Raw genomic sequence first — 14,690 nt, forward strand, 5'->3', positions numbered from 1 at the left:
GGAGTACTCGGACACGGAACTGGAAGCTCGCAGATGCGGTGTATTTAAACCCGGAACGCCCTGAAATTAGGGGCGCAACGGGCTAACAACTGTAGGAGCAAGGCGACAGGTACCTTGACACGTACCGGTTTGAAAAAAAAGTGAGTCGCCGTAAGGGCGAAACCCTAAGTGGCCGTTACCGCAGAAACGGATATACACCCGATCAACCACCAACATGGTCGGCCCAAAGGCCGCCAAGGACAAAAGAGCCCAACGGCCTCGCCCAAATCCAAAGAAGAATGTTAGCGTGCTTGGCATTCTCCAAGCCCGACGAGCCCTCACCCCATGAAAAAGACCGTCCTCGCCTTCAGCCGCGTCACCCCCGAAATGGTCGAACGCCTGAAACAAGACTTCGACGTCATCGTCCCGAACCCGAAAAACGGCGACATCAACGCCCAATTCAACGAAGCCCTGCCGCATGCTCACGGCCTGATCGGCGTCGGTCGCAAACTCGGTCGCGCACAACTGGAGAACGCCGCCAAACTCGAAGTCGTTTCCAGCGTCTCGGTCGGCTACGACAACTACGACGTCGCCTACTTCAACGAACGCGGGATCATGCTCACCAACACCCCCGACGTCCTCACCGAAAGCACCGCCGACCTGGCCTTCGCCCTGCTCATGAGCAGCGCCCGCCGCGTCGCCGAACTGGACGCCTGGACCAAGGCCGGCCAGTGGCAAGCCACCGTCGGCGCGCCATTGTTCGGTTGCGATGTGCACGGCAAAACCCTGGGCATCGTCGGCATGGGCAACATCGGCGCGGCCATTGCCCGTCGCGGGCGGCTGGGCTTCAACATGCCGATCCTCTACAGCGGCAACAGCCGCAAGGCCGAGCTGGAGCAAGAGCTCGGTGCACAGTTCCGCAGCCTTGATCAACTGCTGGCCGAAGCCGATTTTGTCTGCCTGGTGGTACCGCTCAGCGAAAAAACCAGACACCTGATCAGCCATCGCGAACTGGCGTTGATGAAGCCAAGCGCGATTCTGGTGAACATTGCCCGCGGTCCGGTGGTGGACGAACCTGCCCTGATCGAAGCCCTGCAAAACAACCGGATTCGCGGCGCCGGGCTGGACGTTTATGAGAAAGAACCGCTGGCCGAGTCACCCCTGTTCCAACTGAAAAACGCGGTGACATTGCCGCACATCGGCTCGGCGACTCATGAAACCCGCGAAGCCATGGCCAACCGTGCCTTGGCTAACTTGCGCAGCGCCTTGCTGGGAGAGCGACCGCAAGATCTGGTGAACCCACACGTCTGGAAAGGCTAACTAAAACGGGCAGGCGTTTTAATCGCCTGCCCGTGATCTACACACTTTGCAATTCAGTTCACTGCTACAAAAAATACACTCACTATAGACTCCCCTTACTTAGCCAACCCTACGAACCTAAGTTATGGAGAGCACCTACATTGAACGACCTTACAACAGACAAACTCATTAGATACAGCAAAGTAATTCTAATGGCTTACATAAGCTTCTTTGGCTTAATGGTGATGTACAGCAACTTTACCGACTACCCGTCCAATTACGAATACGTCAGCCATATTCTCAGCATGGACACCACCCGAGAAAACCTGAACCTGAGCTACAGAGCAATCACTTCACCGATACTCCACCACCGCATTTATTGGTTCATCATCACTCTGGAAGTTGTTTACACGGCTTTCTGCTTGCTGGGCACTTACCATCTTTATCGAAACATCAATGCACCTGCCGCCGTTTTTCACGAAGCGAAGAAGTTTGCGATCGTCGGACTATTGATCGGATTTTTTGTCTACTACATCTGCCTGCAAGTGATCGGCACCGAATGGTTCAACATGGATGAATCTGCAATCTGGAACGCCAAGGATTGGGCTCGGCACATCGTGGACTTCATGTTTCCACTGCTGATTTACATCGCGCTCAAAATCGAACGCTGAAGTTTCAGCGCTCGATTACCCAGACCTTCACGCCAGCTTGCCGCTCCCCTGCACCATCGGCGCCCTGGGCTTACGAAACACCAGCACATTGCCCAGCATCACCAGTACCAAACCCATCAATGCGGGCGCGGTCCATTGGTAGCCTTCGGCAAACGCCGACACGTTCAGCGCCACGACGGGGAACAGTACGGTGCAATAGGCTGCGCGCTCCGGCCCCATCCGCCCGACCAACGTCAGGTAGGCAGTGAAACCGATCACCGAACCCGGAATCACCAGGTACAGCAGAGAGCCGATGTAGCGCGCATTCCATTCCATGTCGAACGGAATGCCTTTGACCAGGCACCACGCCGACAGCATGGCCGCGCCATAGGCCATGCCCCAGGCGTTGGTGGTCAGCGGTTTCAGTCCCGCCTTCTGCTGCAAACTCGACAGCATATTACCGGCCGAGAAGCACAGGGTGCCGAGCAACGCCAAGCCCAGCCCGAGCAAGGTTTGTGGGCTCGCGGTGTGGCCCGCCACCTCAGGCCAGAACAACAGGCCAAGCCCAAGCAGCCCCAGCGCACCGCCCATCAGCACATTGCGAGCGACTTTCTGCCCGAAGAACACGCGTGCATTGAGTGCGTTCCACAATGTGGCCGTGGAAAACACCACCGCGACCAGACCACTGGGAATCCACTGGCTGGCGGTCAGAAAACACATGAAATTGATGCAGAACAGGCACAGCCCCTGCGCCAGGCAAATCAGATGCCCGCGACGGTTCATCACTTGCAGGCGGCGACTCAGCAGCAGCATGACGAACAGCACCAACGCCGCGAGACCGAAGCGATAGACGATCGACACCGGAATCGCCACCACGCCCAGTTGCCATTTCAAGGCAATCCAGGTGGTGCCCCAGATCAGCACGGTCAGCAAATACAACGACAGGTTCATGGCAAAGCTCCTCAATAGGGGCTCAGTGTCCTGCGCCAAGCCTCGTCGCGCTTGCATAAACTTGCGCTTTTGTCGGGCCACAGGCTGGCAGCCGAACGGCTACGGAGTAGGATGCAAGGCGTCGGAGAGAAGCCATCATGCCTGCACTGGAAACCCTGCAAGTCTTTCAAGCCCTCAACCGCTCGCCCAATGCTCGCCTCGAGCACAGCGCCGAGCTCGGTGACGGCATGGCTGCAGCCTTGTGGAGCAATCATCACGACGCCCAGGATTACGAAGCGCCGAGTCATCACACCCTGTCCTGCTACATCGCCGGCGGCACCGGGACCTTTCGCCGCGACCAGCCCGGCACCAAGGGCGGCCCCGACAAGCTGTGCATCCTGCCGGCCGAGCATCAATCGGGCTGGGTGATCAACGGCGACATTCGTCTGGCCCATGTGTATTTCAGTCCCGAACAATTCGCCCTCGGCTGCGTCACGCTGCTGGACCGCGAACCTCGCGAACTGCAGTTGCGCGAAGCCACCTTTCTGGACGACCCGGCACAAGCCCGGCGCTTTCGGCAAATGCTCACACTCAACTGGGACGAACCCGGCGATCGCGTGCTCACCAGCAGCCTGGCCCATGAAATGCTCAGCCACGTTTTACTCGGCCAGGTCGGGATGCGTGAGGGGTTGCGGCTCAAGGGTGGATTGGCTGCGCATCAGCGGCGGCAGTTGGTGGAGTTCATCGACAACCAATTGGCCGAGGCCATCAGCCTGGGGCAGTTGGCTGCTTTGTGTGCGCTATCCGAATACCACTTTGCGCGGATGTTTCGCGAGAGCTTTGGGTTGCCGCCGCATCAGTATGTGCTGTCGCGGCGACTGAGCCGGGCGCGGGAGTTGTTGCGTTCGTCGTCGCAGCCGTTGGGGGAAATTGCATTGGCGTGCGGGTTTGCCAGTGCGAGTCATTTCACCAATCGGTTTCGTCAGGCGTTGGGGGGAACGCCCGGCGAATATCGGCAGGCGTTTTTGCGGTAGGCCCGAAGATTATCGGTGCCTGGGATGCCGCCATCGCGAGCAAGCTCGGCTCCCACAAGGATAGATGTCGTTCACTCGATCCCCTGTAGGAGCCGAGCTTGCTCGCGATGAACGATGACTCGGTTTCCAATCAGAATTCCAGCGTGCTTGAAAGCGACACCTGCCGCGAATCCCCCATCGACACAAAGAACCGGCTCGCCGCCGAGGTGTAGTAGGTGCGGTCAAACAGGTTCTTCACGTTGAGCTGGAACTTGACCTTCTGCCCTTCGACTTTGGTGTCGTACGTGGCGAACGCATCGGCCACGGTGTAGCTCGGCAGGTCGAAATCGTTCACAGCATTACCCGCTCGCTCACCGACATACCGCGCCCCCGCGCCGACCCGCAGCTGATCGCCACCGACGATGGTGCCGAAGTCATAAACCGCCGACAGCGAACCACTATTCTTCGCTACGTTTTGCAGTTTTTTGCCTTTGTAGGTCGGGTCTTCGGTGACTTCGGCATCGGTGTAGGCATAGCTGCCGATCATGCTCCAGCGATCACTCAACTGACCACTCAGGTCCACTTCCAGACCACGGGAACGCACTTCGCCGGCGGCGCTGTAGATCGTGACCGGACCTTCGGAGTTGGCCACCAGCACGTTGCGTTTTTTGATATCGAACAGCGCGACGTTACCGGTGACGCGGCCCGGCATGTCGAGCTTGGCGCCGATTTCCCAGGACTTGGCTTCTTCCGGCGCGACGCTGCCGTCCAGCACGGTGCTGCTGCCGCTCAACGGCGCGATGGTCGAGTTGGGTTTGAACGACTCGGTGTAGCTGCCGTAGAACGACAGTTCATCGGTGTAGCGATACACCAGGCCGGCGCGAGGCACCCACTTCTGGCCGTTGCTGTCGGTGTTGGCCTGGAACGGCACGCCTTTGCCGGCGTACTGGTCGTATTCCTGGAAGCGCGCGCCAGCGACGAAAATCCATTGATCGGTCAGGTGGATCGAGTCTTGGAGGAATACCGAATCGCTGCGCAGTTTATCGGTCTGCGCACTGTCGGCCGGGCTGACGGTGGTGCCGGCGACTTCGCGGCCGTAGACCGGGTTGACGTAACTGAAGGTGCTCAGGCTTTTCTGGCGGATCAGGTCTTCGCGGTAGATCTTGCGGTATTCGTCATCAACGCCGAACACCAGGTCGTGCTTCATCCCCGCGAGCTGGACATTGCCTTCAAGGCTGGCGGTGGTGAAGCGGTCGGTGCTGATCGCGTTCTGGGTGCCGTCCATGCTGCGGGTCAACGTGCCCTTCTTGGTGTCGATGGCGGTGATGCGCACCTGGCTGGCGTCGTAGGTTTCGCGGTTCCAGCTGTAGCCGAAGTGGGCTTTCCAATTGTCGTTGAGCTCGTGATCGGCCTCGAAGTGATACAGGTCCGAGCGGCCTTCCATGTTGTTGAACGGCTCGTCGAGACGACGCTCGCGGGAGATGTCCAGCGGATGATTGTCACGCGGATCGATGATCGTGCCACGGTCGAACGGGGTCAGAAACTCGCGGTGTTCGTAGGAGAACAGCAGCTTGGTGCTTTCACCGAACCAGGCTAGGGACGGTGCTACCAATGTCTCGCGATGGGTGCCGAAATTGCGCCAGTAGTCTTCGTCTTCGTGGTCCAGCACCATGCGATAGGCCAACCCGGATTCGCCGAGCGCGCCGGTGCTGTCTAGGCCGCCACCACTGCCGTTTTTGCCGTCGCCATAGGTCGAGCCACGCAGGGTCAGGGCGTTGTACTGCTCAAGCTCGGGCTTTTTGCTGACCATATTCACCACGCCGCCCGGGTCCTGGATGCCGTAAAGCAAGGAGGCCGGGCCCTTGAGGACTTCGACCCGGTCCACGGTCGCATTCATGCCACGGCCCTGCACGATCGGCATGCCGTCGCGCATGATCGAGCCGTTGCGGTTGTCGCCGAAGCCGCGAGTCATCACCGAGTCCTGAGTGCTCGCCAATGTGTTGCCTTGAGTAATGCCGCTGACGTTGGCCAGCGCATCATCCAGATTGCGCGGCGCCTGATCGCGAATGACCTGTGCCGGAACCACGTTGACGGTCTGGGGGATTTCCTGGAGCAAGGCCGATGAGCGCATCACCGAACTGGTGGGCGGTGGTTGATAGCTCATGGATTGATCGGCCACCGAGGTGATGGTGGTCGCGCCCAGGTTCAAGGCGCCATCGGTAGGCAACGGCTCCAGCACCAACGTGTGGCCGTCGGTACGGCGGAAGGTAAAACCCGAACCGCTGAGCAAACGCTGCATTGCTTGCTCGGCACTCATCTGTCCGCTGAGCGCTGGAGCGTTGATGCCGTAAGGCGCCTCATCGGTGTAGACCACGCTGATGCCAGTGATCCGGCTGAAGTCGCTCAAGGCCTGGGGCAGCGGTTTGGCGGCCATTGCGAAGCTGAACTGCGCACTCTGTCGGGCACTGCCGGCCTCAGCCGCCACCACACTCAACGGCAGCAATGCCAACGCCGAAAAGCTCAGGGCACACGTACCCAACCATTGTTTGACCGAACCCGATTTCGCCCTGGACTTCATTGCTCATGACCTGTGTAGAACCGCTACGGATGCGAATGACTCGCAGTTTCAGTCACTACACGGATGGCGTCGGTATTTACCTCACCAGAATTCTGAAAATATTTTCAAAACACCTCGATCGTTCCCACGCTCTGCGTGGGAATGCCGCCATGGACGCTCTGCGTCCGCAGTTGATGTGACGCAGAGCGTCACGGGATGCATTCCCACGCAGAGCGTGGGAACGATCAGTTGGAAGAATGTGGTGTTTGATCTGACGCCATCCGCCTCAACGCAAAATAATCAGATGCCCCAGAACCTGGTGCTGCTCAAATCCCAAGACTCCCTGCAACGAACTCAACACCGCTTGCGGGTCCTTGCTTGGAAAGCTGCCACTGACTCGCCGCGCCGCGAGTTCATCGTTGAGCAGCACAATCCGTCCCGGGTAATAACGCCCAAGGTCTTGCACCACGTCGGCAAGCGTCGCCTTGTAATAATTGAGCCAACCCTGACGCCATGCCAATTGCGCTTCGCTGTCGACCGCGTGGAGTTTTTCCGCCGCCCCCTCGCCATAGGCCACCTGCTGGCCAGCGGTGAGGATTTGTTGTGGGGCGTGCTTGTCCGCCGTCACACCAACCCGCCCGGACAACACCGTAACCTGCGCGCCGTGCGGTTGCAGACGCACTTCGAACTGAGTCCCCAGCACCCGCGCCTGACCCTTTTCAGCGTCCACCACAAACGGCTCGCCGGTGTGGGTCACGCTGAAAAATCCGGCGCCGCGCCGCAGCTGAACGTGCCGCTCGCCACGACTGAAATCCACCGCAATCGCGCTGTCAGCATCCAGCGTGACTTGCGACTGATCCGCCAGCGTGACAGTGCGAATCTCACCCGACGCCGACACATAGTCCGCGCCCAGATCATCAACCCAGCGCGACGGTTGCCAGCCAGCACCGAAGCCGATCATCAGCACCAGACACGCGGCCATCGCCAACGCCCCGGACCAACGCCGAACGCTGGTACGGCGCGAGCGATTCATGGCGTTGAGGTAACCCTGCAAGGCAAACGCGTCTTCATCGGCCAGTGTTCGGGCCGGTGTTTCGGTCAACTCCCACACCACTTGCGCCTGGGCGTAAGCCTCTGCATGGGCAGGGTCGGCCTGTAGCCAATGGCTGAAGGTGGCCTGATCGCCGCTGCTGGGCTGGTCATGCAACAGACTCAGCCAGGCGAAGGCCGCCTGCTCCTGAGCGGGCGTCGGGGTGACGCGTTCGGTGTTGTTCACGGTGCTTTCCCTGGCGTGCGCGGTTCGGGTTCCCGCAGGCTGGCCTTGCAAGCCTCGAGGGCGCGCATCATATGTTTTTCCACAGCGCTTTGGGACAAACCCATGGCCTTGGCGATTTCGGCGTATTTACGCCCGTGAATACGGTTGAGCAAAAAAATCTGCCGCGTGCGCTCCGGCAGCGCGCGCAACGCCGCTTCGACGTGACGCAAGTCGTTGCCCGCCTCCAACGCTGCTTGCGGTTCGCTGCCGTGGCTGTCCGGTTGGTCCGGCATCCAGCCCTCGTTGACCCGCACCCGCGTGCCTTCGCTGCGCAAATGGTCGATGGCGATGTTGCCGGCGCAGCGCAACAGGTAAGTGCTGAGCTCTTCGACCTGCACCAGCGGCCGACGCCAGAAACGCAGGAACAAGTCCTGCACCAGGTCCGCGGCCGTCGCTCGACAACCGACACGACGGCTCACCAGCGCTTCCATTTGCGAACGCTGGGAAAGGAACACCTGCAGGAAATGCGCACGCGCACCGCGATGTTCATCGTCATGGGATTCCGGGGGGCTGGTGATCATCAGGTCAGCCCTGCGCAAACGCGGCGACGGGGCTGGCGAGCACGCTCAACCCGGCCAACGCCAAGGCCAGGCGCGGGCGATACGGCATCAACAACACCAGCACCAGAGCGCTGAGCATCAACACTGCAAACCACTCCACCAATCCAAGGCCCCAACCCGTCGACGACACCGCAGCCCACAGCGATAACGCCAGCAACAGCCAGCCACCAAGTTTCATCCCCTGGCGGCGACGGGCCGAGGGCTTGCGCCCCAACAGTTCGGCGTGATGCCGATCCATGGATAAACACAGCGCGGTGAAACCGCCGTAGCACAGCAGCAAGGCCAAGAACATTCAGTGCGCCTCTTGCGCAAGCGCTATCGATTTCGCCCGCGGCCGGGTGACGATTCCAGCCTGCCCCGCGCGCTGCATTTTCCACGCAGCCCACGCGAAAAACAGACCACTGCCCAGGCACGTCAGATCGAAACCGGCCATGACCCAATCACCCTGCATCAGGGTCACGCCCAAGTGATTAGGCGTGGTCAGCGCGTTCAGCAGCGGCACCGCACAGAACAGCAACGCCGCCAGCGCCAACTGTTCGACCCACGCGGCGCGACCACGGCGAACCGTGGCGTGCAACACACTCAAGCCCCAGACAATGAAGAAGCTGTTCACTTCCCAATCCGCCCGACCGGCCATCCCGACCGGCAACAATCGATTGACCCAGAAGAACGCCGCCACTGCGACCATCAACCCCGACATGCTGGCGATGTTCAGGACTTCCACCAGTCGCAATTCAAACGGCATCACACCGCTCTTCGCATGCTTGAGCTGACGCTTGCCGAGCCAGATCACCAGCCCGGTACCGATCATCGCAGTGCCCGCCAAACCACAAATGAAGTACAGCCAGCGCAACACCGGACCGGCGAAATGGCCCATGTGCAAGCCATAGAAACTGCCGGCAATCGCCATGGGCAGTGCTTGCTTCGGCGTTGTGCTGAGTAGCTGCCCGGTCAAGCCGTTGAATGTCAACGCGCTACCAAAGTCGTGGACCACTTGGTCGGCGCCGTCACGCGCAAGAATGACCGAGGCATTCGCATCGCCTGGATTGTTCACCGTCAGCCGCCCGGCCCGCCCGCCCGACCATTGCTCGCTGGCCCGTTCCAGCAGCGGTGCCAACGGTGCCAACTGGCCCGGTTCACCGGCAAGTTCGGGGACACTGGAAGCAGGAAACACCTCATCGTAAAACGTATCGAAGTCACCGCCATAAGAGGCGACGATGCTCGCCGGCATCACCATCGACATGAAAATCACCAGGCTGCTGTAAGTGATCATCAAATGAAATGGCAACACCAGAACGCCCACCGCGTTGTGCCCGTCGAGCCAGGAGCGCTGACCCTTGCGCGGGCGGAAGGTGAAGAAGTCCTTGAAGATTTTCTTGTGGGTGATGATCCCGCTGATCAGCGCGACGAACATCACCATCGCTGCGATGGTCGACAGCCAGCGCCCCCACGGATAGGGCATCTGCAGCTGAAAGTGGAAGCGGTAAAAGAACTCGCCACCGCGTGTGTCCCGGCCCTGCACTTCTGCGCCGGTTTGCGGGTCGAGGAGTTTTTCGGTGAATTGACCACGCGTGCCGGGCTTGGCCGGTGCTTGCTGCCACCTCACCGACAGTCCGGGTTCGCGAGCATCCGGTAAATCGATGAGCCATCGCGAGGCACCCGCGGCGTGCTGCTCGAGATAATGTTGGGCCAGGGTCAGACTGGCTTCGGAGGACACTGCACGGGCGGGAATTTCCGGTTGCATCCAGTGGCTGATCTCATCCTTGAAATAGGCGAGCGTGCCGGTCAGGAAAATCGCGAACAGCAGCCAGCCGAAGATCAACCCGGCCCAGGTGTGCAGCCAGGCCATGGCCTGTCGAAAGCCCTCTTTCATGAGTGGCCCATCCAGTAGGCCAGCCCCGACACCGCCGCCAAAACCACGCTCGGCACGATCAATCCGAACCAGGCTTGCCACGCACTGCGACAGGCAAAGCACCAGAGTACGGCGACCAGATAGACCAGAAACGAGGTCATCATCCCGGTGACCACCGCTTCGCCGCGAGCCATGGGCAGCCACATCGTCAGGCTGACACTGGCCAATGCTGCGACGAGGTACCCCCCCAGCACGGCGGCCAGCACTCGAGAAGTGACGGCCAGTCGGTAGGAAACGGGGAGCGCGGTGATTTTGCCTTTCATGTTTCGACCTTGAAACGGGTGAGGCCTCGTGAACGCCACGGGACCAACAAGGCCGCAATATTAATGATAAATATTCTCATATGCAAAAGAGTCCGATGAGATCGTCAATACAGTCGATTGCCGGATACGGGTACCCACCACTACAATGCGAACAATTCTTGTTCTCTAAAGCATCCGAATGCGCTCGGAGTGGTCCCGTTGCAGCCAGCCAATACCGTCGAAGTCCTCTACCACGCCCATCACAACTGGCTCACAGGTTGGTTGCGGCGCAAGCTCGGCTGCCCGGACAACGCCGCGGATTTGGCCCAAGACACCTTCATGCGGGTGCTGACTGCACGGGAAACACCGCAGATCATCGAGCCGCGAGCCTTCCTGACGACGATCGCCAAGCGCGTGCTGTTCAACCATTACCGCCGTCAGGATCTGGAACATGCCTACCTCGATGCGTTGGCGCAGATGCCGGAAGTCGTGGCGCCGTCAGAGGAAGAACGGGCAATCATCCTGCAAACCCTGATGGAGCTGGACCAGTTGCTCGATGGCCTGCCGCGCCTGGTCAAGCGCGCGTTTCTGCTGGCGCAGGTCGATGGCCTGACTTATCCACAGATCGCCGCCGAGCTGGGGATTTCCATCGCCACGGTCAAACGTCATCTGAACAAAGCGGCCATGCGCTGCTATTTCGCCCTGTGAATAACTCAATGAACACCCCCCCAAACTTTTCATCCCAGGTCGCCGAACAGGCGGTGCATTGGTTGATGGAAATGCAGCAAGGGTCGTTGACCCCACGCCAGCAACTCGCCTGGCAGCGATGGCACGATGCGCACAGTGAACATCAACGGGCTTGGGAACATATCCAGCGGGTCAATCAGCGCTTGCGCGGTTTGTCTTCGCCATTGGCCCACGCCGCCCTCAACGCGCCAAAATCCGCCAGCCGTCGTCAGGCGCTGAAACTGCTGCTGATTCTCGGTGCCGGTTGCGCAGTCACGTGGGGGATGCGTGAGCACAACCCACTGCCCCCGTTATTGGCCGATTACCGCAGCCCGGTCGGCCAGCGACGCAAGGTGCCGCTCGGTGATGGCAATCAGTTACAGCTCAATACCGCCAGCGCCGTGGATGTGCGCGTTGGAGGTCAACAACGGCTGATCCGCTTGCTCGAAGGCGAGATGCTGCTCACTGCCGCCCAAGCGTTTGAGGTTCATACCGCCCAAGGCCTGTTGAAGACTCAAGGGGCGCGTATGAACGTGCGGCAGTTTGCCGATCACACCCAGGTTGCGGTGTTCGAAGGCAGCGTTGAACTGACGCCCGACGGTGGTTCACCGCTGATACTGCAAAGCGCCCGACAGTTGAGCTTTGGCGCAAAAGGCATCGCAAACGCTGTGCCGCTGGACGCCAACAGCGGCGCCTGGGTCGACGGCATGCTGGTGGCCGCGCACATGCGCCTCGGCGATTTCCTCGACGAACTCGGTCGCTATCGCCGCGGGCAACTCAATTGCGATGCGAAGGTCGCGGATTTGCTGATCTCCGGGACGTATCCACTGGATGACAGCGAACGGATTCTTGAACTGCTGGAAATCAGCATGCCGGTGAAAGTGAAGCGGTTTACCCGGTATTGGGTGAGCGTTGAGGCACGTGCGTAAGTATCGTAATGATCGTTCCCACGCTCTGCGTGGGAATGCAGCCCGTGACGCTCCGCGTCACATCCAGAGTCGAACGCGGAGCGTCCGTTGAGGCATTCCCACGCAGAGCGTGGGAACGATAATTTAAAACCAGTGAGCCGTTTTTCAGATCTGGCGTGACAGAGAAGGAAAGCCACCTTGATTCCACCTTCTCAGGATCGTCGTCCATGCAACCCACCCGCCTCACCCCGCTGGCCCGCACCTTGCGCCAACTCTTGCTGGGCGCCAGCCTGAGTTTCGGCGCTGTAGCGCTGGCACACGCTGCTGACGCCAAGCCGTATCACATCGCACCGTCCTCGCTGGAAAACGCCCTCAACCGGTTCGGCCGTGAAGCCGGTGTGCTGATTTCCTTTGGCTCGCAAGTTACCAGCGGTGTGCAGAGTCGCGGTCTGGAAGGCAACTACACCCCCGAGCAAGGTTTGAACGCCTTGCTCGAAGGCACCGGCCTGCAAGCCCGCGCCGAAGGTGACAATGCCTTCAGCCTGCAACCGGTGGGCGATACCGCGTTGGAACTGGACACGTCCAAAGTCGTTGGCGACTGGCTCGGCGATGCGGCGCAAATCAACGTCTTCGAGCATCCCGGCGCGCGTGACGTGATCCGCCGTGAAGAGTTCGAACGCCAGGGCGCGACTCAGGCCAAGGACGTGCTTAACCGCATTCCCGGCGTGAATGCGCCGGACAATAACGGCACCGGCAGCCATGACATGGCGCTGAACTTCGGCATTCGTGGGCTCAATCCGCGGCTGGCCTCACGCTCGACGGTATTGATGGATGGCATTCCGGTGCCCTTCGCACCTTATGGTCAACCGCAGTTGTCGTTTGCACCGATCAGCATGGGCAACATGGACGCGGTGGACGTGGTGCGCGGCGGCGGTGCCGTACGTTACGGGCCGCAGAACGTCGGCGGCGTGGTCAACTTCGTGACCCGGGCGATTCCCGATGAGCCGACGGTCAAGGGTGGCTTTCAGACCGAAACCAGCCCTTCCTCCAGCCACGACGGGTTCAAGACCACCGGCAACCTGCTGGCCGGCGGCACTGCCGACAACGGTCTGGGCGGTGCGCTGTTGTATTCCGGCACGCGCGGTGGCGACTGGCGTGAACACAGCGACACCGAAATCGACGACCTGATCCTCAAGGGTAAATACCAGCTCGACGACGCCAACAGCTTCAACGCGATGGCCCAGTATTACGAAGGCAAGGCCGACATGCCCGGAGGCCTGAACGTCGCCGATTACGACGCAAATCCTTACCAGTCGACGCGTCCGAAAGACCAGTTCTGGGGCCGACGGACGATGTTCAACGTCGGCTATCGCTATCAGGAAGATCGCCGGGAATTCACCGCCAATACCTTCTTCACCAAGACGTTGCGTAGCGGCTATCTGGATCAGGGCACCTTCCTCTCGCTGTCGCCTCGCGAGTATTGGGTGCGCGGCCTGGAAACCCGTTTTGCCCAGGGCTTCGATGTCGGCGCGACCAGCCATGAAGTGGGCGTCGGCTATCGCTACATCAACGAAGCCGGCCACGAATTGCGCTATCGCACGCCGATCGCCAGCAACGAATACCCGACCACCGACAGCCGCAACGACCGCGACACCCGTGGCGGCACCGAGGCCAATGCGTTCTTCGTCGACGACCGGATCGACATCGGCAAGTGGACCTTCACCCCGGGCATCCGCTACGAGATGATCGAATCGCAACAAACCAACAACCTGACAAACGTGAAGTACAAGGGCGACTACAACACGGCGCTGCCGGCGTTGAACGTGCTCTATCACGTGACCGACACCTGGAACCTCTACGCCAATACCGAAGGCTCGTTCGGCAGCGTGCAATACAGCCAGATGCCTAATCGGGTGACCAGTGGTGAAGTGAAACCGGAGAAGGCGCGTACCTGGGAACTGGGCACCCGTTATGACAATGGTGCGCTGCGGGCAGAGATCGGCGCGTTCCTGATCAACTTCGACAACCAGTACGAAAGCAACCAGACCAACGACTCGGTGATCGCCCGTGGCGAGACTCGTCATCAGGGTATCGAAACCAGCGTCAACTATGCCCTCGATGATTTGAGCCCTTCATTGGCTGGTTTCGATGTTTATGCCACTTACGCCTATGTGGACGCGACCATCCGCGAAGACGGGCCGAACAAGGGCAATCGTGTGCCCTTCTCCTCGAAACACAAAGGCACGATTGGCGTGGGTTATACCGAAGGCGCGTGGAAGCTGAACCTGGACAGCAGCTATCAGAGCGACCAGTTTGCCGACAACGCCAATACCTCGGCTGAAAGTGCTGATGGCAGCACCGGCAAGATTCCTGGGTACATGCTGTTCAGCAGCCGCGCGGCGTATGACTTCGGGCCGAAGTTATCAGACTTGAATGTAGCGGTGGGGGTGAAGAACATCTTCAACCATCAGTACTTTACCCGTTCGTTTGATGACAACAACAAGGGTAAGTATGTGGGGGAGCCAAGGACGGTTTATGTGCAGACGTCTGTAGCGTTCTGACTTCAGCCCAAACCAAAACGGGCCTGCATAAGCAGACC

Annotated in this window: 13 protein-coding genes; 6 read left to right on the forward strand and 7 right to left on the reverse strand. The window is 60.0% G+C overall.

Annotated features, from left to right (window positions below):
• Positions 1 to 324: 324 nt before the first annotated feature.
• Together CKW16_RS16935 and CKW16_RS16940 are read left to right on the forward strand one after the other, a co-directional pair.
• A complete protein-coding gene (locus CKW16_RS16935) occupies positions 325 to 1,299 on the forward strand; it encodes a D-glycerate dehydrogenase (RefSeq protein WP_095129385.1) in 975 nt (324 codons plus the stop codon).
• A 140-nt stretch (positions 1,300 to 1,439) separates the two neighbouring features.
• Positions 1,440 to 1,949 carry a DUF2165 family protein gene (locus CKW16_RS16940; protein ID WP_095129386.1) on the forward strand — a complete coding sequence of 170 codons (510 nt, stop codon included), beginning with the start codon at positions 1,440 to 1,442 and terminating at the stop codon, positions 1,947 to 1,949.
• A gap of 27 nt (positions 1,950 to 1,976) precedes the next feature.
• On the opposite strand, the gene CKW16_RS16945 is transcribed toward CKW16_RS16940, so the two are convergent.
• The gene (locus tag CKW16_RS16945) at positions 1,977 to 2,879 is read right to left on the reverse strand and encodes a DMT family transporter (protein ID WP_095129387.1); all 903 of its coding nucleotides are present in this window, start codon (positions 2,877 to 2,879) and stop codon (positions 1,977 to 1,979) included.
• Positions 2,880 to 3,016: 137 nt separating this feature from the next.
• On the opposite strand from CKW16_RS16945, the gene CKW16_RS16950 reads away from it, so the two are divergent.
• Positions 3,017 to 3,892, forward strand: a complete 876-nt coding sequence (locus tag CKW16_RS16950) for an AraC family transcriptional regulator (protein WP_095129388.1) — start codon at positions 3,017 to 3,019, stop codon at positions 3,890 to 3,892.
• Between the two features lie 130 nt (positions 3,893 to 4,022).
• Here CKW16_RS16950 and CKW16_RS16955 read toward each other — a convergent pair whose 3' ends face one another.
• The 6 genes from CKW16_RS16955 to CKW16_RS16980 all read right to left on the reverse strand — a co-directional run bounded on the left by CKW16_RS16955 (position 4,023) and on the right by CKW16_RS16980 (position 10,478).
• Complete coding sequence (locus CKW16_RS16955; protein ID WP_095129389.1) at positions 4,023 to 6,449, reverse strand: TonB-dependent receptor; 2,427 nt, start codon at positions 6,447 to 6,449, stop codon at positions 4,023 to 4,025.
• A 265-nt stretch (positions 6,450 to 6,714) separates the two neighbouring features.
• Positions 6,715 to 7,704: a FecR family protein gene (locus CKW16_RS16960; protein ID WP_095129390.1), complete on the reverse strand. Its 990-nt coding sequence runs from the start codon at positions 7,702 to 7,704 to the stop codon at positions 6,715 to 6,717.
• Positions 7,701 to 8,264: an RNA polymerase sigma factor gene (locus tag CKW16_RS16965; protein ID WP_095129391.1), complete on the reverse strand. Its 564-nt coding sequence runs from the start codon at positions 8,262 to 8,264 to the stop codon at positions 7,701 to 7,703. The genes CKW16_RS16960 and CKW16_RS16965 overlap by 4 nt, the downstream gene beginning before the upstream one ends.
• A gap of 4 nt (positions 8,265 to 8,268) precedes the next feature.
• Complete coding sequence (locus CKW16_RS16970) at positions 8,269 to 8,595, reverse strand: DUF3325 domain-containing protein (protein ID WP_095129392.1); 327 nt, start codon at positions 8,593 to 8,595, stop codon at positions 8,269 to 8,271.
• The gene (locus CKW16_RS16975; RefSeq protein ID WP_095129393.1) at positions 8,596 to 10,176 is read right to left on the reverse strand and encodes a PepSY domain-containing protein; all 1,581 of its coding nucleotides are present in this window, start codon (positions 10,174 to 10,176) and stop codon (positions 8,596 to 8,598) included. It lies immediately after the preceding gene.
• Positions 10,173 to 10,478: a DUF3649 domain-containing protein gene (locus CKW16_RS16980; RefSeq protein WP_095129394.1), complete on the reverse strand. Its 306-nt coding sequence runs from the start codon at positions 10,476 to 10,478 to the stop codon at positions 10,173 to 10,175. Before CKW16_RS16980 ends, CKW16_RS16975 begins: the two co-directional genes overlap by 4 nt.
• 198 nt (positions 10,479 to 10,676) lie before the next feature.
• On the opposite strand from CKW16_RS16980, the gene CKW16_RS16985 reads away from it, so the two are divergent.
• The 3 genes from CKW16_RS16985 (at position 10,677) to fecA (ending at position 14,652) form a co-directional block, all read left to right on the forward strand.
• Entirely contained in the window at positions 10,677 to 11,165 is a 489-nt protein-coding gene (locus tag CKW16_RS16985; RefSeq protein ID WP_095129561.1) for a sigma-70 family RNA polymerase sigma factor, read from the forward strand.
• Positions 11,166 to 11,173: 8 nt separating this feature from the next.
• Positions 11,174 to 12,112 (forward strand): FecR domain-containing protein, encoded by a 939-nt coding sequence (locus CKW16_RS16990; RefSeq protein WP_095129395.1) that lies wholly within the window; start codon positions 11,174 to 11,176, stop codon positions 12,110 to 12,112.
• Between the two features lie 206 nt (positions 12,113 to 12,318).
• A complete protein-coding gene (gene fecA / locus CKW16_RS16995; RefSeq protein ID WP_095129396.1) occupies positions 12,319 to 14,652 on the forward strand; it encodes a TonB-dependent Fe(3+) dicitrate receptor FecA in 2,334 nt (777 codons plus the stop codon).
• Positions 14,653 to 14,690 lie beyond the last annotated feature (38 nt).

This window comes from Pseudomonas sp. Irchel s3h14, assembly GCF_900187425.1.
Taxonomy (GTDB): domain Bacteria; phylum Pseudomonadota; class Gammaproteobacteria; order Pseudomonadales; family Pseudomonadaceae; genus Aquipseudomonas.